Source organism: Enterobacter cloacae complex sp. SHL020 (genome assembly GCF_049236945.1).
In the GTDB taxonomy this organism is placed as follows: Bacteria; Pseudomonadota; Gammaproteobacteria; order Enterobacterales; family Enterobacteriaceae; genus Enterobacter; species Enterobacter dykesii.
Map to the genome: position 1 here is coordinate 1 of NZ_JBMKJF010000003.1, position 17,458 is coordinate 17,458.

The window sequence follows — 17,458 nt, forward strand, 5'->3', positions numbered from 1 at the left end:
ATATTACGCTTTCCTCTTTCAGAGTCAACCCGTTATTTCAGGATTTTTTCTCTTCAGTCGAACCGCTTGTTGTGTGAAGTGATCCACATCCGCCGTGTCGATGGAGGCGCATTATAGGGGGCCGCCGAGGAATGACAAGCGGAAAAATGCATTTTTATTTCAACCGCTCATCTTTTCGCCAAAAAGGCTATTTTTGGTGCTTTTTAATCTCTTTTGGCAGATCGGCCAGACTATTAATCACCCAATCCGCTGCATTTTCTGCTTCTGGCGTCACTGGCTTACCGGTGCGAACTAATATTTTGGTTCCTACGCCCGCAGCTGCTGCTGCCTGCATGTCTTCCAGTTTATCGCCCACCATATAAGAAGCAGCCATATCGATGTGCAGGAACTCCTGTGCAGAGATGAACATCCCGGGATGTGGCTTACGGCAGTCACAGGTCTGGCGATACGCTTCAACGGTTCCCTGCGGGTGGTGCGGACAATAGTAGATGCCGTCGAGATCCACACCGCGGTCGGCCAACGACCAGTCCATCCATTCCGTCAGCGTCTCGAACTGCGCTTCGGTGAATTTACCGCGTGCAATACCGGACTGGTTCGTCACAACCACCAGCGCATAACCCATCTCTTTCAGCTGGCGCATGGCATCTATTACGCCCTCGATAAACTCGAATTCATCAATCTCATGGACATAACCGTGATCCACATTAATAGTGCCGTCACGATCGAGAAAAATTGCGGGTACTGATTTTGCCACCGGTTTGCTCCTGAAAAAGGCATGTTCGACTAGTATCTCATGAATCGCAGCGCAATAAAGTGCTCATCGTACAGAGTTGGATTGATTTAGACGTCTGGATGCCTTAACATCCGTTTTGTTTACGGTCATCACCCGTATCTGGCAGAAGAAAATGCCACGGCTAACTTACATACGATAAAAATAATCTAATGATTAAACTTTCCAATATCACCAAAGTGTTCCAGCAGGGGAACCGAACCATTCAGGCGCTGAACAACGTCAGCCTGCATGTTCCTGCTGGTCAAATTTATGGCGTCATTGGCGCATCGGGTGCAGGTAAAAGCACGCTGATTCGTTGTGTTAACCTGCTTGAGCGCCCAACCCAGGGCAGCGTAGAAGTTGGCGGCCAGGAACTTACCGCCCTCTCAGAGAAAGAACTCACCAAAGCGCGTCGTCAGATTGGCATGATCTTCCAGCACTTTAACCTGCTGGCTTCCCGCACCGTGTTCGGCAACGTTGCCTTACCGCTTGAGCTGGATAACACGCCGAAAGAAGAAGTGAAGCGTCGCGTCACCGAGCTGCTCGACCTCGTGGGTCTGGGCGACAAGCATGATAGCTACCCGGCAAATCTGTCCGGCGGGCAAAAACAGCGTGTGGCCATTGCCCGCGCGCTGGCAAGTAATCCTAAGGTACTGCTGTGCGATGAAGCCACCAGCGCACTGGATCCGGCAACCACGCGTTCGATTCTGGAACTGCTGAAAGACATTAACCGTCGCCTGGGCCTGACGATCCTCCTTATTACACATGAGATGGACGTGGTGAAACGCATCTGCGACTGCGTGGCGGTCATCAGCAACGGTGAACTGATCGAGCAGGACACGGTAAGTGAAGTGTTCTCGCATCCGAAGACGCCACTGGCACAGCAGTTCATCCAGTCCACGCTGCATCTGGATATTCCGGAAGATTATCTGGAGCGTTTGAAAACCGAATCCACTGAAGACAGCGTCCCGATGCTGCGCATGGAGTTCACCGGTCAGTCCGTTGACGCTCCCCTGCTTTCCGAAACCGCGCGTCGCTTTAACGTGAACAACAACATCATCAGCGCGCAGATGGATTACGCCGGTGGCGTGAAGTTCGGCATCATGCTGACAGAAATGCACGGCACACAAGAAGAAACCCAGGCCGCGATTGCCTGGCTGCAGGAACACCATGTAAAAGTAGAGGTACTGGGTTATGTCTGAGCCGATGATGTGGCTGCTGGTTCGCGGCGTTTGGGAAACGCTGGCAATGACCTTTGTCTCTGGCTTCTTTGGTTTTGTGATTGGCCTGCCCGTCGGCGTATTGCTGTACGTGACGCGTCCGGGTCAAATCATTGAGAACGCGAAACTGTACCGTACGCTCTCCGCGCTGGTGAACATCTTCCGTTCTATTCCCTTCATTATTCTGCTGGTGTGGATGATTCCGTTTACCCGCGTGATCGTCGGAACGTCTATCGGACTGCAAGCGGCCATTGTTCCGCTGACCGTGGGGGCTGCGCCGTTTATCGCCCGTATGGTGGAAAACGCCCTGCTGGAAATTCCAACCGGTTTGATCGAAGCCTCACGCGCGATGGGCGCAACGCCGATGCAGATCGTCCGCAAAGTTCTGCTCCCGGAAGCACTGCCAGGCCTGGTGAACGCGGCAACCATCACGCTCATCACGCTGGTCGGTTATTCCGCAATGGGTGGCGCAGTTGGCGCTGGCGGTTTAGGTCAGATTGGTTACCAGTACGGCTATATTGGATATAACGCGACCGTGATGAATACCGTACTGGTATTGCTGGTTGTTCTGGTTTATTTAATCCAGTTCTCCGGCGATCGCATCGTCCGGGCTGTTACTCACAAATAACGTTACACACAACACAAACTCTACGAGTTAAGGATAAAACATGGCGTTTAAATTAAAGACCTTCGCAGCAGTAGGCGCGCTGATCGGCTCTCTGGCACTGGTGGGTTGCGGTCAGGACGAAAAAGATCCAAACCACATTAAAGTGGGCGTTATCGTGGGTGCAGAACAGCAGGTTGCGGAAGTTGCTCAGAAAGTGGCGAAAGAGAAATATGGCCTGGACGTGGAGCTGGTAACCTTTAACGATTACGTTCTGCCGAACGAAGCGCTGAGCAAAGGCGATATCGACGCTAACGCCTTCCAGCATAAGCCATATCTCGATCAGCAGATCAAAGATCGCGGTTATAAACTGGTGGGTGTCGGTAACACCTTCGTTTATCCAATTGCCGGTTACTCTAAGAAAATTAAATCACTGGACGAACTGCAGCCAGGCTCTCAGGTTGCCGTCCCTAACGACCCAACTAACCTTGGCCGTTCCCTGCTGCTGCTGCAGAAAGTGGGCCTGATCAAACTGAAAGACGGTGTTGGCCTGCTGCCAACCGTTCTGGACGTCACCGAGAACCCGAAAAATCTGAAAATCGTTGAGCTGGAAGCACCGCAACTGCCACGTTCTCTGGACGATGCGCAGATTGCTCTGGCCGTTATCAACACCACTTACGCCAGCCAGATTGGCCTGACGCCAGCCAAAGACGGTATCTTCATTGAAGATAAAGACTCCCCGTACGTTAACCTGATCGTGACTCGCGAAGACAACAAGGACGCGGAAAACGTGAAGAAATTCGTTCAGGCCTATCAGTCAGATGAAGTTTACCAGGAAGCCAACAAAGTGTTTAACGGCGGCGCTGTTAAAGGCTGGTAATCTCACCTCAGTGTAATATCATCAGGACGGGCTTATGCCCGTCTTGTCATTTGTGCAGTCAACTGATTCAATATCTGACGTTTTGATTATCCATTGAGGAACTATTATGCGTGCTTTACCGATCTGTCTTTTAGCACTCATGCTGAGCGGCTGTTCTATGCTAAGCAGATCTCCCGTTGAACCTGTTCAAAGCACGGCAACCCCGCCAAAGACCGAGCCTGCGAAACCGAAAGTGGTTCGCCCTGCGCCGGTTCGCATTATCACGAAAGCGGACGAACTCGTCGGTAAACCGTTCCGTGAACTGGGCGAAGTGAGCGGCGAATCCTGCCAGGCGACCAATCAGGACTCACCACCGAATATTCCGACAGCGCGTAAACGCATGCAGATTAATGCCGCAAAAATGAAAGCTAACGCGGTCCTGCTGCACAGCTGCGAAGTCACCAGCGGCACGCCGGGCTGCTACCGTCAGGCGGTTTGCATCGGTTCTGCACTGAACATCACGGCGAAATGAGTGCATTTCAGTTCGAGCAGATAGGCGTTATCCACTCTCCTTATAAAGAGAAGTTCGCCGTCCCCCGCCAGCCCGGTCTGGTCACCAGCGGAAGCGGTGAGCTTCACCTGATTGCGCCTTACAATCAGGCCGATGCGGTACGCGGGCTCGAGGCTTTCAGCCATTTATGGGTGGTGTTCGTGTTTCACCAGACGATGGAAGGCGGCTGGCGACCTACCGTGCGCCCTCCTCGTCTTGGCGGAAATGCGAGAATGGGCGTGTTTGCGACGCGCTCGACCTTCCGCCCAAACCCGATTGGAATGTCGCTGGTTGAACTGAAAGGCATACGCTGCCAGAAAAATCGGGTGATACTTGAGTTAGGTAGCCTCGACCTGGTAGACGGCACGCCGGTAATCGACATAAAACCCTATTTGCCCTTCGCCGAAGCGCTCCCGGACGCGCGTGCAAGTTATGCTCAGGACGCGCCGCAGGCGGACATGCCTGTGTATTTTACGCCAGAGATAACCGCGCAGCTCGGTCAGCTGGAGAAACGCTATCCTCGCTTACGGGATTTCATCACCGAAGTTCTGGCACAGGACCCGCGTCCAGCCTACCGTAAAGAAGAGGAAGAAGGAAAAACGTACGCCGTCTTGCTGCTTGATTTCAACGTTCGCTGGCGCGTCACCGGGGCAGGTTTTGAAGTGTTTGCCCTTGAACCCAGGTAATTTTGTTCTCCTCTCTTTTGGCATCTTTGCCACACTGGTAAACTAAACCACTTTTTTTGTGTCAGGCTGGTGTTTCAGCCTGTTCCAATCGTCGAAATGGAACCGTAACAACATGCGTACTAGCCAATATCTGCTCTCCACTCTGAAGGAGACGCCTGCCGACGCCGAAGTGATCAGCCATCAGCTGATGCTGCGCGCCGGGATGATCCGCAAGCTGGCCTCCGGGTTATACACCTGGCTGCCGACCGGCGTGCGCGTCCTGAAAAAAGTCGAAAACATCGTGCGTGAAGAGATGAACAACGCCGGTGCTATCGAGGTGTCCATGCCTGTGGTTCAGCCCGCTGACCTGTGGCAGGAGAGCGGCCGTTGGGAGCAATATGGTCCTGAACTGCTGCGCTTCGTCGATCGCGGCGAGCGTCCGTTCGTTCTCGGCCCAACGCATGAAGAAGTCATTACCGACCTGATTCGTAACGAGCTGAGCTCTTACAAACAGCTGCCGCTGAACTTCTTCCAGATCCAGACCAAGTTCCGTGACGAAGTTCGCCCACGTTTCGGCGTCATGCGCTCTCGCGAATTCCTGATGAAAGATGCCTACTCTTTCCATACCTCTCAGGAATCCCTGCAAGAGACGTACGACGCAATGTACGCGGCGTACAGCAAAATCTTCTCCCGCATGGGTCTGGATTTCCGCGCTGTGCAGGCTGATACCGGCTCCATCGGCGGTAGCGCCTCTCATGAGTTCCAGGTACTGGCGCAGAGCGGTGAAGACGATGTGATCTTCTCTGACTCTTCAGACTACGCAGCGAACATCGAATTTGCAGAAGCGCTGGCACCAAAAGAGCCGCGCGGCGCGGCAACGCAAGAAATGACGCTGGTTGATACGCCAAACGCGAAAACCATTGCCGAGCTGGTTGAGCAATTCAATCTGCCTGTCGAAAAAACCGTGAAAACGCTGCTGGTAAAATCCACCGAAGGCAGCGCTTACCCGCTGGTTGCCCTGCTGGTGCGTGGCGATCATGAGCTGAACGAAGTAAAAGCCGAAAAGCTGCCGCAGGTAGCCAGCCCGCTGACGTTCGCAACGGAAGCGGAAATCCGCGCCGTCGTGAATGCGGGTCCAGGTTCACTGGGTCCAGTCAATCTGCCGGTGCCGGTTGTTATTGACCGCACGGTTGCTGCAATGAGCGACTTCTCCGCCGGTGCGAACATCGACGGTAAACACTACTTCGGCATCAACTGGGATCGCGACGTGGCGACGCCGGAAGTGGCTGACATCCGTAACGTGGTTGCAGGCGATCCAAGCCCGGACGGCCAGGGTACCCTGATGATTAAGCGCGGCATCGAAGTCGGTCACATCTTCCAGCTGGGCGATAAATACTCTCGCGCGCTGAACGCGGCTGTTCAGGGTGAAGATGGCCGTAACCAGATCCTGACCATGGGTTGCTACGGTATCGGGGTGACGCGCGTGGTGGCTGCGGCGATTGAGCAGAACTACGACGAACGCGGCATCGTCTGGCCGGACAATATTGCGCCGTTCCAGGTGGCCATTCTGCCAATGAACATGCACAAGTCTTACCGCGTGCAGGAACTGGCCGAGAAGCTGTATTCCGAGCTGCGCGCTCAGGGTATCGAAGTGCTGATGGATGACCGTAAAGAGCGTCCGGGCGTGATGTTTGCCGATATGGAACTGATCGGTATTCCGCACACCGTCGTCATCGGCGACCGTAACCTCGACAGCGATGAGATTGAATACAAATACCGTCGCAGCGGCGAAAAACAGATGATCAAGACCGGCGACATTCTTGATTACCTGGTGAAAGCCATCAAAGGCTAAACAAAAAACCCCGCTCAGGCGGGGTTTTTTAATGGCACAGCGTCAGCTTATTTACTGTTACAGTCTTTACCCGCTACAAACTTCGCGTCTTTATCCGCCACCAGCGTTTTCACCATCTCTCCGCTATCCGGGTTTGGCTCCAGCGTAAAGTGACCATCCACCGTCAGCAATATCGGCTTGCTGTCATTACCGCGCGCCACAGCGTAATCACGTTCAAGCTGCGCATTGTTTGCCACGCTAATCTTCTTGCCGGTTGCGCAGTCGGTAAAGATCGCCGCATCCGCCATATAGAAGTACATCCCCCGCATTGCCATCGGCGTGGCAGGCAGAGCCGCTTTTACCGGCGCCAGCGTGTAGTTGAACTGGGATTCAATCGGGTTGCCTTCGCGGTCAAGCATCTCCATCCCCTCGCCTTTAGCGCGGAAAAAGGTTTTCTCACCGGTGGTATCCGTCAGGACCAGCTTCTCCGCCGTACGCGCCCATGTTCCATAAGTTGCAAAAGAAGAAGGCTCTTTTGCGCCCTGATAGCGCTGGTTCATCACCCAGGTGCCGTCTTTTTGCAGGAACAGCGACGTTTCAATGCCTTCGCAGTCCGCGCAAGGCAATACGCCGCGCCAGCTCTGCTGCATTGGTTTTAATTCTTCCGTTTGCGTGGGTTGTAAAACCTGCGTTTCGGAGCGGTTGTTACACCCAAAAAGCGCAAAAAGCGTACTCGCTGCCAGCGCTGACCATAATACTTTTTTCACAATGAATTCCTTATGAAAAGTGTGTTCCCTTTCGTCACTCTGTCGGGCGACGAACTTTACCGCGTAGTGCTTTCACTGTGGATTTTTGGGCCTTCGAGGACAACCGACGCTCTTTCGATGCGCGGGTTGGCCGCGTTGCCCGGCGGCTTTTTTGTACCGTCGTTAACTCTTTGATGACCGCCACCAGCCTGGCTATCGCCGCTTCCCGGTTGAGCTCCTGGCTGCGGTACTCCTGGGCTTTGATCACAATCACGCCATCGCTGGTGATCAGGTGATGGCTGGCGGCAAGCAGGCTTTCTTTATAATACTCTGGCAGGCTTGAGGCCCGAATGTCAAAACGCAAATGGATAGCCGTCGACGCCTTGTTGACGTGCTGCCCGCCAGCCCCCTGCGCACGGATGGCGGTGATCTCCAGCTCGTTGTCAGGAATGCTGACGTTTCGGGACAAGACGATCATGACGCGGGTTGCCACGCCGTTAAATGAATTTCCAGATTATTCTGAGAGTCAGAGAGCCAGATGGCGCCATCCTGAATCGTCGCCTGCAAAACCATGGTCCGGCTGGCGAACTCGCTCAACTGCGCCAGCTGCTCATCATCCAGATACCAGACCGTGAGATTTTTAAACTGTCCGCACTTGCTCTTGTTTTGCTGCCACCAAATCTCCGCAGCGCGCTGATTATAAGCGAATAAGGCCACTTCAGCGGACTGGGTGCAGGCCTTTTTAATTCTGCGCTCGTCCGGCAGGCCGAGTTCGATCCACAAATCGATACCCAGATGATCGTTGCGCAGCCAGGCTTCAGGCTCGTCTTCTGCGCTTAACCCACGGGTAAACTGCAGACGTTCGTCGGCATACTTAATCCATGCCAGCAGGCGCAGCATCATGCGCTCCTGGGTTTCGGAGGGGTGGCGTGCCAGCGTAAGCGACGCGTCGAGGAACTGGTTGCGATCCAGATCGGCCACATTGACCACTGCTTTATAAATTGTCGCTTTCAGCGCCATGAGAGAACTCCATTCGAATCAGGCGCACATTGTAGCGAAAACCGCGGCAAAAGGCTGTTATGAGGTGATAAATACACCGCTATCAAGGCGCTGATATTGCTTAAATGAGTATGGTATAGTCACCTTGCTAAACCGAGTTTATCTTCGTAGGCTTAATGATATCTCACAGTAAGTCAGTGCGCTGGCGGGAGGGGATGTGAATAATTATTGTGAGTTAATTCGCAAACGGTATGCGGAAATCGCCAGCGGAGATCTGGGGTATGTCCCGGACGCGTTGGGCTGTGTATTGAAAGTGCTTAATGAAGTGGCCTCTGATGAGAGCCTTTCAGAGTCGGTCAGGGAAAAAGCAGCGTATGCTGCGGCGAATTTACTGGTGAGCGATTATGTCGATGAATGATACTTATCAACCCATCAATTGTGATGACTATGACAACCTCGAACTCGCCTGCCAGCATCATTTATTACTGACGCTGGAGCTAAAAGATGGCGAAGTGTTGAAGGCGAAAGCCAGCGATCTGGTTTCACGCAAAAATGTGGAATACCTGATAGTGGAAGACGCCGGTGCGACGCGTGAGCTGCGTCTGGACAAAATAGCCAGCTTCAGCCACCCGCAAATCGGCACCGTCGTGGTGAGCGAATCCTGATGACACTAACGGGCAGCCTGGCTGCCCGTTACGCTTTTTGCCACTCAAAACGGACACCCTCTTCTGACCACCCCTCTTCCGTGATGAAAACCCCTGCCGCAGCGATAAGCGTTTCACCGTAGAACAGCAGCGGCGTGGTGTCGCGCAGCCATGGCGGCACGTTACACTCCTGCCATATTTTCTTCAGCTTCCGGCCCCCGTTGCGCCCGACGATATGCAGCATGCCGCCAGCCTTAAAGCGCACGGTGACCGGTTCATCGGGCTTCGGCAGCCGCACATGACCAGACGACAAGAGAGAAACGCGTCCTGCCTCACAGGGCAATATCAGGGGCGCGTCAGGAGAAAACCAGTCGAGCACGACATTGGTCTGCGAGGGCATGGATTTTATCCACCAGAGCTCCCCCTTATAGCGTCTAACCTCAAACCCGTTCAGGTGGACGCACGGAGAAGCATCATCCCGCGCCAGTGCGACTTCGTCCCAGATACGGCTCAGCATTGTCCGCGACGGCATCGCGGCGTGATGAGAGGCCAGCCAGCGCCTTATCAGTGCGGCGCGACGCACCGGGCTCATCGCTTGCATCGGGGCGATCGCCAGCGCTCCGTCTTTAGAAATCAGTTCAGCCAGCTCGTCACTTAACAGCTCATCCAGCAGCGATTCCTGTTCGGCGCACAGCATGGCGCTTCTTGCCGTCGCGTCGGCGAAATGCGGCCAGCGCTCGCTCAATAGCGGGAGGACGCGCAGACGCAGGAAGTTACGATCATAGCCGTCATCCTGGTTACTCTCATCTTCGATCCAGCTCAGCTGATGCTCTCGCGCCCAGGCTTCCAGTGAGGCACGCGTCTCGCCAAGCAGCGGGCGCAGTAACGTTGTGCCGGCAAATGCCGAACGCGCCGGCATGGCAGAAAGCCCCGCCGGCCCGCTGCCCCGCTTAAGCGCCAGCAGAAAGGTTTCGCACTGATCGTCCAGATGCTGGGCCGTGACCAGCGCTTCTCCAGTACGTAATGCCCCGGCAAACGCGGCATAGCGGGCTTTACGTGCCTGCGCCTCGATGCCCAGTCCTTCCTCCGTAAGCATAACGCGCTCAACGATGAGCGGGATCGACCAGGCTGCACACAAGGCTTCGCAGTGCGCCACCCACTCCTCTGCGTGAGGACTTAATCCGTGATGAATATGCATCGCCCGTAGCTGGACGTCAGGTTCCCGATCGCGCCAAAGCTTAAGGCGATGCAGCAACACGGTAGAATCCAGGCCACCGCTAAACCCCACCAGCAGCTGGCGGTACGGTGAAACGGCGTGTGCGATAGCGGGTAAGGTCATAGGGAATTACACATAAAAAATGCCCGAACTGAGCGGGCATTATCACACAGGACGAAGATTACTGCTGATAAAGCTCCAGCGGCAGGCCGTCCGGATCGTTGAAAAAGGTAAAGCGCTTGTCGGTGAACGGATCGACGCGGATCGCTTCACACGTCACGCCGTGCGCTTCCAGATGTTTTACCGCGCTATCCAGGTCATCGACGCTGAAGGCAAGATGACGCAGGCCACAGGCTTCCGGCCGGGACGGACGCGCAGGCGGAAAAGGAAAAGAGAACAGTTCAATCACATACTGCCCGTTTAACGCCAGGTCGCCCTTCCAGGAGTCACGCTCCTCGCGGTAGGCCTCGCTCATGAGCGTAAAGCCCAGGATGTCGCAGTAGAAGGCCTTGCTTTTCGCGTAATCGGTCGCAATGATCGCAATATGATGAACCTGTTTTAAACCCAGCATAGCTTCTCCTTTTTATGATGCCTGAACGTTACAACCGAAAACCCGCGCCTGGCAAGCGGTCACCCTTATTTTAGGACTCGCACCCAGTAAACGCCGTTCTCGTCGCGCTTCGCACCGTGAATATCCGTCTCAAAACCGGGATAGTGGCGCCCTACCGAACAGAGCATTAGCAGGAAATCGAGCACGGCCCGACTCTCTTCGGTAATCATCTCTCCCGGCATCAGGAGCGGAACGCCCGGCGGGTAAGGCAGGATCATGTTGGCCGATACGCGCCCGACCAGGTTTTCCAGCTCGACGGTTTCGACCTCCCCTTTCACCTGGCGCTGCCATGCCTTGTGCGGGGTAAACTTCATCTCGGGTAAGACATCGAACGCCTGAAGCATCAGACGCGGCAGATCGTGCTGACGGATCAGCCTGTGGATCCCCTGGGCCAGATCCTGAATGCGCATATTACGATAGAAGTCAGGATCCTCCGCGTAGAGATCCGGCAGCATGTTCTTCACCCGCAGGTTGAGATCGTAGGCGCGCTTAAACTCCATCAGCCCGCGCAGCAATCCCATCGCCCGGGTTTTGTCGATCCCGATGCTGAACAGGAAAAGCAGGTTATAGGGACCGGTTTTCTCCACCACCACGCCACGTTCATCAAGGAATTTCGCGACCAGCGCGGCCGGAATACCTTCCTCGCTCATTATGCCCTGCTCATCCATACCCGGCGTCAGGATCGTCACTTTTACCGGGTCGAGGAACATATGGTCGCTATCGGCATCCCGGAAGCCATGCCAGTCTTCGCCGGGCGAGACGGGCCAGCATTCTGCTTCATCAATCTCTTCCGGCTGCCAGATATCAAAGAACCAGCCGTCGGCTTCATCTTTCAGCCGCTGAACCTCTTTGCGGAAATGCAGCGCACGCTCCACCGAACGGTTGATGAGACGTTTGCCCGGGTTGCCGCGCAGCATCGCCGCGGCCGTTTCAATGGAGGCCACCAGCGGATAGCTCGGTGAGGTGGTGGTATGCATCATAAAGGCTTCGTTGAATGTGTCTTCGTCGTACTCGCCTTTGATGTGAATAAGCGAAGCCTGGGAAAACGCCGCCAGCATTTTATGCGTCGACTGCGTTTCGAAGAACACTTTACCCGGCACGCGTTCACCGCTCATTCCACTTTTCCCCGCGTAAATCGGGTGGAAATTGGTGTACGGCACCCACGCGGAGTCGAAGTGGATCGACGGCACGTCAAGCGTCTTTTTGATCCAGTTCGTGTTGTACAGCAGACCGTCGTAGGTGGAGTTGGTGATCACCGCATGGACAGGCCAGCTTGCGCCAGGAATTGCCGCGACCTTACTTTCAATGGCTTCGTGGGTGAACTCCCGGCGCGGAATGCCGCCAAGAATACCGAGCGCGTTACGCGTGGGCGACAGCCAGAGCGGTACGACGTCGCTCATCATGAGCAGGTGAGCCAGCGACTTATGGCAATTACGGTCAATCAGCAGGGTGCTGCCCGCAGGCGCAGCGTACATCCCGACGATTTTGTTTGAGGTCGAGGTGCCGTTGGTCACCATATAGCTCTGCTCGGCCCCAAAAGTGCGAGCGATATACTCTTCGGCTTCCAGATGCGGGCCGGTGTGATCCAGCAGAGAACCTAGTTCGGTGACTGAAATCGACACGTCCGCTTTCAGCGTGTTGCCACCGAAGAAATCATAGAACAGGCAGCCCACCGGGCTTTTTTGGTAGGCCGTCCCCGCCATATGGCCTGGCGTACAGAAGGTATATTTCCCCTCCTTCACGTAGGTAAAGAGCGCGCGGGTAAAGGGCGGAGTGATGTTATCGAGATATTCATTCGTGTATTGCTGAATTCGGGTCGCAATATCTTCCGCCACGCCGAGGGAATATTCAAAGAACCACAGCGCCATACGCATATCATTGGCGCTGACGTCCATGGTTGAGTGGGTATTAATAAACGCGTACAGCGGGAGATATTCGTTCAGCTTGTTGATATCGCTGCACAGTTCGAGGTCATATTCATCCCAGTCGAAGATCACGCCGCAGATACGCGGATTATGCTCGATGAACTTCAGCAGGTCGGCGCTGTTGTGCGGCCAGATTAGCTGATACCCGCGCGACTGCAGGGCGTGCTCAAGCTCCTTAATCGGCTCATCTTTATAAAAGACGCCGTGTGGCCCCATAATGGCAATGATATTCATGGGCTTCCTCCTTTAAAAACATTAGCTAAGCATAGTCCGGCTAAACCGCAGGTATAAAAAAAGCCGCAACAATGTGCGGCTTTTCAGATAATTGTGAAGCTTACGCGTAACCGTAGGTCATCAGGCGCTGGTAGCGGCGGTTGAGCAGATCTTCTTTGCTCAGCACGTCCAGGTCTGCCAGATCGGCCAGCAGCTGCGCTTTCAGAGAAGCCGCCATCACTTCCGGCTTACGATGCGCACCACCCAGCGGTTCCGGGATGATGGAATCGATCAGCTTAAGCTCTTTCAGGCGTGGCGCAATGATACCCATTGCTTCTGCAGCCAGCGGCGCTTTGTCAGCGCTCTTCCACAGAATGGACGCACAGCCTTCCGGGGAGATAACGGAATAGGTGCTGTACTGCAGCATATTCACTTTATCACCCACGCCGATCGCCAGCGCACCGCCGGAACCACCCTCACCGATAACGGTACAGATGACCGGCACCTTCAGACGAGACATCTCGCGCAGGTTGCGCGCGATGGCTTCAGACTGACCGCGCTCTTCCGCGCCCACGCCAGGGTATGCACCCGGGGTGTCGATGAAGGTGATGATTGGCATGTTGAAACGCTCAGCCATCTCCATCAGACGCAGGGCTTTACGGTAGCCTTCTGGTGCTGGCATACCGAAGTTACGACGGATTTTCTCTTTGGTTTCACGACCTTTCTGATGACCAATGATCATCACCGGGCGTCCGTCCAGACGCGCGATACCACCAACGATAGCTTTATCGTCAGCGTATGCGCGATCGCCTGCCAGTTCGTCAAATTCGTCAAACGCCAGGCGGACATAATCCAGGGTGTACGGACGCTGTGGATGGCGGGCCAGCTGGGCCACCTGCCATGCGCCGAGATCGGCAAAGATTTTGCGCGTCAGCTCTACGCTTTTCTCGCGCAGACGATGCACTTCTTCGTCGATGTTAATATCCAGTTTTTCATCCTGACGGCTTACCGCTGTCAGAGAATCGATTTTCGCTTCCAGCTCAGCAATCGGCTGTTCGAAATCAAGGAAATTCAGACTCATAGTATTCCTGTATTAGTCAAACTCCAGTTCCACCTGCTCCGAACCAATGAGGCCACGGAGATCGTTCAGTAAACGATCGCTCGGAGAGACACGCCACGTTGCACCAAAGCGCAATCGCGCACGTGCATCCGCCCTCTGATAGTAGAGATGTACTGGAATTGTCCCCGAGCGGTGGGGTTCCAGAGACTGACGGAGTCGGTTTAAAAGCTGGTCATCAATTTGCCTGTCCGTCAGCGAGATAGCAAGCCCGCGAGCATATTTTTCCCGGGCTTCGTCAATGTCCATCACTTCGCGGGCGGTCATTTTAAGCCCCCCACTGAAGTCATCAAAGCTGACCTGTCCGCTGACGATAAGTATGCGGTCTTTTTCCAGCAATTGCTGGTATTTATCCAGCGCGTCGGTGAACAACATCACCTCCAGACGCCCGGAACGGTCATCCAACGTACAGATGCCGATACGATTGCCGCGCTTGGTGACCATAACCCTTGCGGCAATCACGAGCCCCGCAGCCGTGGTGATTTTACCACGTTCTGTCGGATGCATGTCTTTAAGCCTATGGCCGCCGACATAGCGCTCAATTTCTTTGATGTACTGGTTGATCGGGTGTCCCGTCAGGTACAAGCCTAACGTCTCACGCTCCCCATCCAGTACCACCTGTTCTGGCCACGGCTGGCAGTTGGAATAAGACTGCTCGATCTGCTCTGGCTCTTCCGCCAGTACGCCGAACATATCCGCCTGACCAATGGCTTCCGCTTTTGCGTGCTGATCCGCCGCTTTCAGGGCGTCGCCGAGGGAATTCATCAGCGCGGCGCGGTGCGGTCCCAGCCTGTCAAACGCGCCGGACATGATCAGTTTTTCCAGCACGCGACGGTTCAGTTTTTTGGTATCGGTACGGGCGCAAAGATCGAACAGCTCGCGGAAGTACCCGCCGTTGTTACGCGCTTCGATGATCGCCTCGATAGGGCCTTCGCCCACGCCTTTGATCGCGCCGATCCCGTAAACGATCTCTCCGTCGTCATTGACGTGGAAGTGGTAGAGCCCTGAGTTAATATCCGGCGGCAGGATCTTAAGCCCCATGCGCCAGCACTCGTCCACCAGGCCAACCACCTTCTCGGTGTTGTCCATATCGGCCGTCATTACCGCCGCCATAAATTCAGCAGGATAGTGCGCTTTCAGCCACAGCGTTTGATACGACACCAAAGCATAGGCGGCGGAGTGGGATTTGTTAAATCCGTACCCGGCGAATTTCTCCACCAGGTCGAAGATTTTCATCGCCAGCTCGCCGTCTACGCCGTTTTTCTTTGCCCCGTCTTCAAAGATGGAGCGCTGCTTGGCCATCTCTTCCGGCTTTTTCTTACCCATCGCACGACGCAGCATGTCCGCGCCGCCGAGGGTATAACCGGAAAGCACCTGGGCGATCTGCATAACCTGTTCCTGGTACAGGATGATGCCGTAGGTGGGCTCCAGCACCGGCTTCAGGCTTTCATGCTGCCACTGAACGTCCGGATAGGAAATCTCTTCGCGGCCGTGCTTACGGTCGATAAAGTTATCTACCATCCCTGACTGCAGTGGGCCCGGACGGAACAGGGCGACCAGCGCGATCATATCTTCGAAGCAGTCGGGCTGCAGACGTTTAATCAGGTCTTTCATGCCGCGGGATTCAAGCTGGAAGACGGCTGTCGTCTCCGAGCGCTGCAGCATGTCGAAACTTTTCTTGTCATCCAGCGGGATGGCGGCAATGTCTATGGGCTCAAGGCCCTGCTTTTCCCGGCGCGGGTTGATCATCTTCAGCGCCCAGTCGATGATCGTCAGCGTACGCAGGCCGAGGAAGTCAAACTTCACCAGCCCGGCGTATTCCACGTCGTTCTTATCAAACTGAGTAACCGGATGCTCACCCGCTTCATCGCAGTAGAGCGGCGCGAAGTCGGTAATTTTGGTCGGGGCGATAACCACGCCCCCCGCATGCTTACCGGCGTTACGCGTCACGCCTTCCAGCTTGCGCGCCATGTCGATCAGCGCTTTCACTTCTTCGTCAGCTTCGTAGATTTCCGGCAGCTGAGGTTCGGCTTCAAACGCTTTTGCCAGCGTCATGCCCGGATCGGGCGGCACCAGTTTAGAGATGCGATCGACAAACCCGTACGGGTGGCCCAGCACGCGGCCGACGTCGCGGATAACCGCCTTCGCCGCCATCGTACCGAAGGTAATAATCTGCGATACCGCATCACGGCCGTACATATCGGCGACGTGCTCGATCACCTGGTCGCGTTTCTCCATGCAGAAGTCGACGTCAAAGTCGGGCATGGAAACACGTTCCGGGTTAAGGAAACGTTCGAACAGCAGGTCGAATTCCAGCGGATCGAGGTCGGTAATTTTCAGCGCATACGCCACCAGAGAGCCCGCACCGGAGCCACGTCCCGGTCCGACCGGTACGCCGTTATCCTTCGACCACTGGATAAACTCCATTACGATCAGGAAGTAGCCCGGGAAGCCCATCTGGTTGATAACCTGGAGTTCAATATCCAGGCGTTCATCATACGGCGGCCGCTTCTCTTTGCGAACGGCCTCATCCGGGAACAGGAATTCCAGACGCTCTTCCAGACCTTCTTTAGATTTCACGACCAGGAAATCTTCCGTGGTCATGTCACCCGTCGGGAACTGCGGCAGGAAATATTCGCCGAGGCGGACGGTAACGTTACAGCGCCTGGCGATCTCCACGCTGTTTTCCAGCGCTTCGGGGATATCGGAGAAGAGGTCACACATCTCCTCCTCGCTGCGCATGTACTGTTGAGCGGAGTAATTACGCGGCCGTTTCGGATCGTCGAGCGTGAAGCCATCGTGGATCGCAACGCGAATTTCGTGAGCGTCAAAATCTCCCGGCTCGAGGAACCGCACATCGTTTGTCGCGACAACGGGCAGACCGCGTTCTTCCGCAAGTGCGACCGCCGCATGCAGATAGCTCTCTTCGTCCTGGCGACCGGTGCGGATCAACTCCAGATAATAACGATCCGGGAAATACTCTTCATAAAACGAGACGCATTGATCCACCAGCGCGCTATTGCCGCGCAGCAGGCATTTACCGACATCCCCCATGCGGCCGCCAGAGATCAGCAGCAGCCCTTCGTTCAGCTCCGCCAGCCAGTCCCTGTCGATCCACGGGCCCAGCGCACCATATCCGCGCTGATAGGCTTTTGAGATAAGCAGAGTGAGGTTTTGATAGCCCGTGTTGTTCATCGCCAACACGGAGATTTGCGTCATTTCATCGCCGATGAGATCGCTCTGCACATGAAAATCTGCGCCGACGATAGGCTTCATCCCCGCGCCGTGCGCCGTTCCGTAGAACTTCACCAGGCCACACAGGTTGGTAAAATCGGTGATCGCCAGCGCGGGCATGCCAAGGGAGGCCGCCTTTTTTACCAGCGGCCCGGTCTTCGCCAGCCCATCGATCATGGAGTAGTCGCTATGCACCCGCAGGTGTACGAAACGTGGTTCAGCCATCTTCAGATTCCGCGTTACTTAATTGCTT

General features: G+C 55.1%; 17 protein-coding genes. 8 read left to right on the top strand and 9 right to left on the bottom strand.

The annotated features are described in order from the left end of the window. Positions 1-187 precede the first annotated feature (187 nt). The gene (gmhB, locus tag ACOTZB_RS08930) at positions 188-754 is read right to left on the bottom strand and encodes a D-glycero-beta-D-manno-heptose 1,7-bisphosphate 7-phosphatase (RefSeq protein WP_008501879.1); all 567 of its coding nucleotides are present in this window, start codon (positions 752-754) and stop codon (positions 188-190) included. Positions 755-942: 188 nt separating this feature from the next. Between gmhB and metN the strand changes: the two genes are divergently transcribed. The 6 genes from metN to proS all read left to right on the top strand — a co-directional run bounded on the left by metN (position 943) and on the right by proS (position 6,522). Continuing rightward, a complete protein-coding gene (metN, locus tag ACOTZB_RS08935) occupies positions 943-1,974 on the top strand; it encodes a methionine ABC transporter ATP-binding protein MetN (protein WP_421626949.1) in 1,032 nt (343 codons plus the stop codon). Beyond that, positions 1,967-2,620 carry a methionine ABC transporter permease MetI gene (locus ACOTZB_RS08940; RefSeq protein WP_003856130.1) on the top strand — a complete coding sequence of 218 codons (654 nt, stop codon included), beginning with the start codon at positions 1,967-1,969 and terminating at the stop codon, positions 2,618-2,620. The genes metN and ACOTZB_RS08940 overlap by 8 nt, the downstream gene beginning before the upstream one ends. A gap of 40 nt (positions 2,621-2,660) precedes the next feature. Next, positions 2,661-3,476, top strand: coding sequence for a methionine ABC transporter substrate-binding lipoprotein MetQ (gene metQ / locus ACOTZB_RS08945; protein ID WP_421626950.1), 816 nt, complete (start codon positions 2,661-2,663; stop codon positions 3,474-3,476). Positions 3,477-3,582: 106 nt separating this feature from the next. Then, on the top strand, positions 3,583-3,987 hold the full coding sequence (gene rcsF / locus ACOTZB_RS08950; RefSeq protein WP_008501883.1) for an Rcs stress response system protein RcsF: 405 nt from the start codon (positions 3,583-3,585) through the stop codon (positions 3,985-3,987). Next, on the top strand, positions 3,984-4,691 hold the full coding sequence (gene tsaA, locus ACOTZB_RS08955) for a tRNA (N6-threonylcarbamoyladenosine(37)-N6)-methyltransferase TrmO (protein WP_421626951.1): 708 nt from the start codon (positions 3,984-3,986) through the stop codon (positions 4,689-4,691). Before rcsF ends, tsaA begins: the two co-directional genes overlap by 4 nt. A 112-nt stretch (positions 4,692-4,803) precedes the next feature. After that, on the top strand, positions 4,804-6,522 hold the full coding sequence (gene proS / locus ACOTZB_RS08960; protein WP_214577018.1) for a proline--tRNA ligase: 1,719 nt from the start codon (positions 4,804-4,806) through the stop codon (positions 6,520-6,522). Between the two features lie 47 nt (positions 6,523-6,569). Here the strand turns inward: proS and nlpE are convergent, their stop codons facing one another. From nlpE to ACOTZB_RS08975, 3 genes are read right to left on the bottom strand one after another with little or no spacing between them, the layout of a single operon-like run. Then, the gene (gene nlpE, locus ACOTZB_RS08965) at positions 6,570-7,268 is read right to left on the bottom strand and encodes an envelope stress response activation lipoprotein NlpE (RefSeq protein ID WP_421626952.1); all 699 of its coding nucleotides are present in this window, start codon (positions 7,266-7,268) and stop codon (positions 6,570-6,572) included. Between the two features lie 34 nt (positions 7,269-7,302). Next, the gene (gene arfB / locus ACOTZB_RS08970; protein ID WP_023310471.1) at positions 7,303-7,725 is read right to left on the bottom strand and encodes an alternative ribosome rescue aminoacyl-tRNA hydrolase ArfB; all 423 of its coding nucleotides are present in this window, start codon (positions 7,723-7,725) and stop codon (positions 7,303-7,305) included. Continuing rightward, complete coding sequence (locus ACOTZB_RS08975; RefSeq protein ID WP_023310470.1) at positions 7,722-8,267, bottom strand: YaeQ family protein; 546 nt, start codon at positions 8,265-8,267, stop codon at positions 7,722-7,724. Before ACOTZB_RS08975 ends, arfB begins: the two co-directional genes overlap by 4 nt. Positions 8,268-8,463: 196 nt before the next feature. Between ACOTZB_RS08975 and ACOTZB_RS08980 the strand changes: the two genes are divergently transcribed. Together ACOTZB_RS08980 and rof are read left to right on the top strand one after the other, a co-directional pair. Continuing rightward, the gene (locus tag ACOTZB_RS08980; protein ID WP_008501889.1) at positions 8,464-8,664 is read left to right on the top strand and encodes a YaeP family protein; all 201 of its coding nucleotides are present in this window, start codon (positions 8,464-8,466) and stop codon (positions 8,662-8,664) included. Continuing rightward, positions 8,651-8,911, top strand: coding sequence for a Rho-binding antiterminator (gene rof / locus ACOTZB_RS08985; RefSeq protein ID WP_008501890.1), 261 nt, complete (start codon positions 8,651-8,653; stop codon positions 8,909-8,911). Before ACOTZB_RS08980 ends, rof begins: the two co-directional genes overlap by 14 nt. A gap of 28 nt (positions 8,912-8,939) precedes the next feature. On the opposite strand, the gene tilS is transcribed toward rof, so the two are convergent. From tilS to dnaE, 5 genes are all read right to left on the bottom strand, one after another. Further along, a complete protein-coding gene (gene tilS, locus ACOTZB_RS08990) occupies positions 8,940-10,229 on the bottom strand; it encodes a tRNA lysidine(34) synthetase TilS (protein WP_421626953.1) in 1,290 nt (429 codons plus the stop codon). 58 nt (positions 10,230-10,287) lie between these two features. Next, positions 10,288-10,677 (bottom strand): VOC family protein, encoded by a 390-nt coding sequence (locus tag ACOTZB_RS08995; protein ID WP_029741193.1) that lies wholly within the window; start codon positions 10,675-10,677, stop codon positions 10,288-10,290. Between the two features lie 65 nt (positions 10,678-10,742). Next, a complete protein-coding gene (locus ACOTZB_RS09000; protein WP_047651467.1) occupies positions 10,743-12,875 on the bottom strand; it encodes a lysine decarboxylase LdcC in 2,133 nt (710 codons plus the stop codon). Positions 12,876-12,975: 100 nt separating this feature from the next. Further along, complete coding sequence (gene accA / locus ACOTZB_RS09005; protein WP_008501895.1) at positions 12,976-13,935, bottom strand: acetyl-CoA carboxylase carboxyl transferase subunit alpha; 960 nt, start codon at positions 13,933-13,935, stop codon at positions 12,976-12,978. A gap of 12 nt (positions 13,936-13,947) precedes the next feature. Next, positions 13,948-17,430: a DNA polymerase III subunit alpha gene (gene dnaE / locus ACOTZB_RS09010; RefSeq protein WP_126328817.1), complete on the bottom strand. Its 3,483-nt coding sequence runs from the start codon at positions 17,428-17,430 to the stop codon at positions 13,948-13,950. Positions 17,431-17,458: the final 28 nt, after the last annotated feature.

What these genes read in the sequence shown, in the direction of transcription:
- metN (WP_421626949.1), top strand. Translation starts at nt 943, where the DNA reads ATGATTAAACTTTCCAATATCACCAAAGTGTTCCAGCAGGGGAACCGA.
- ACOTZB_RS08940 (WP_003856130.1), top strand. Translation starts at nt 1,967, where the DNA reads ATGTCTGAGCCGATGATGTGGCTGCTGGTTCGCGGCGTTTGGGAAACG.
- metQ (WP_421626950.1), top strand. Translation starts at nt 2,661, where the DNA reads ATGGCGTTTAAATTAAAGACCTTCGCAGCAGTAGGCGCGCTGATCGGC.
- rcsF (WP_008501883.1), top strand. Translation starts at nt 3,583, where the DNA reads ATGCGTGCTTTACCGATCTGTCTTTTAGCACTCATGCTGAGCGGCTGT.
- tsaA (WP_421626951.1), top strand. Translation starts at nt 3,984, where the DNA reads ATGAGTGCATTTCAGTTCGAGCAGATAGGCGTTATCCACTCTCCTTAT.
- proS (WP_214577018.1), top strand. Translation starts at nt 4,804, where the DNA reads ATGCGTACTAGCCAATATCTGCTCTCCACTCTGAAGGAGACGCCTGCC.
- arfB (WP_023310471.1), bottom strand. Translation starts at nt 7,725, where the DNA reads ATGATCGTCTTGTCCCGAAACGTCAGCATTCCTGACAACGAGCTGGAG.
- ACOTZB_RS08975 (WP_023310470.1), bottom strand. Translation starts at nt 8,267, where the DNA reads ATGGCGCTGAAAGCGACAATTTATAAAGCAGTGGTCAATGTGGCCGAT.
- rof (WP_008501890.1), top strand. Translation starts at nt 8,651, where the DNA reads ATGTCGATGAATGATACTTATCAACCCATCAATTGTGATGACTATGAC.
- tilS (WP_421626953.1), bottom strand. Translation starts at nt 10,229, where the DNA reads ATGACCTTACCCGCTATCGCACACGCCGTTTCACCGTACCGCCAGCTG.
- ACOTZB_RS08995 (WP_029741193.1), bottom strand. Translation starts at nt 10,677, where the DNA reads ATGCTGGGTTTAAAACAGGTTCATCATATTGCGATCATTGCGACCGAT.
- ACOTZB_RS09000 (WP_047651467.1), bottom strand. Translation starts at nt 12,875, where the DNA reads ATGAATATCATTGCCATTATGGGGCCACACGGCGTCTTTTATAAAGAT.
- accA (WP_008501895.1), bottom strand. Translation starts at nt 13,935, where the DNA reads ATGAGTCTGAATTTCCTTGATTTCGAACAGCCGATTGCTGAGCTGGAA.
- dnaE (WP_126328817.1), bottom strand. Translation starts at nt 17,430, where the DNA reads ATGGCTGAACCACGTTTCGTACACCTGCGGGTGCATAGCGACTACTCC.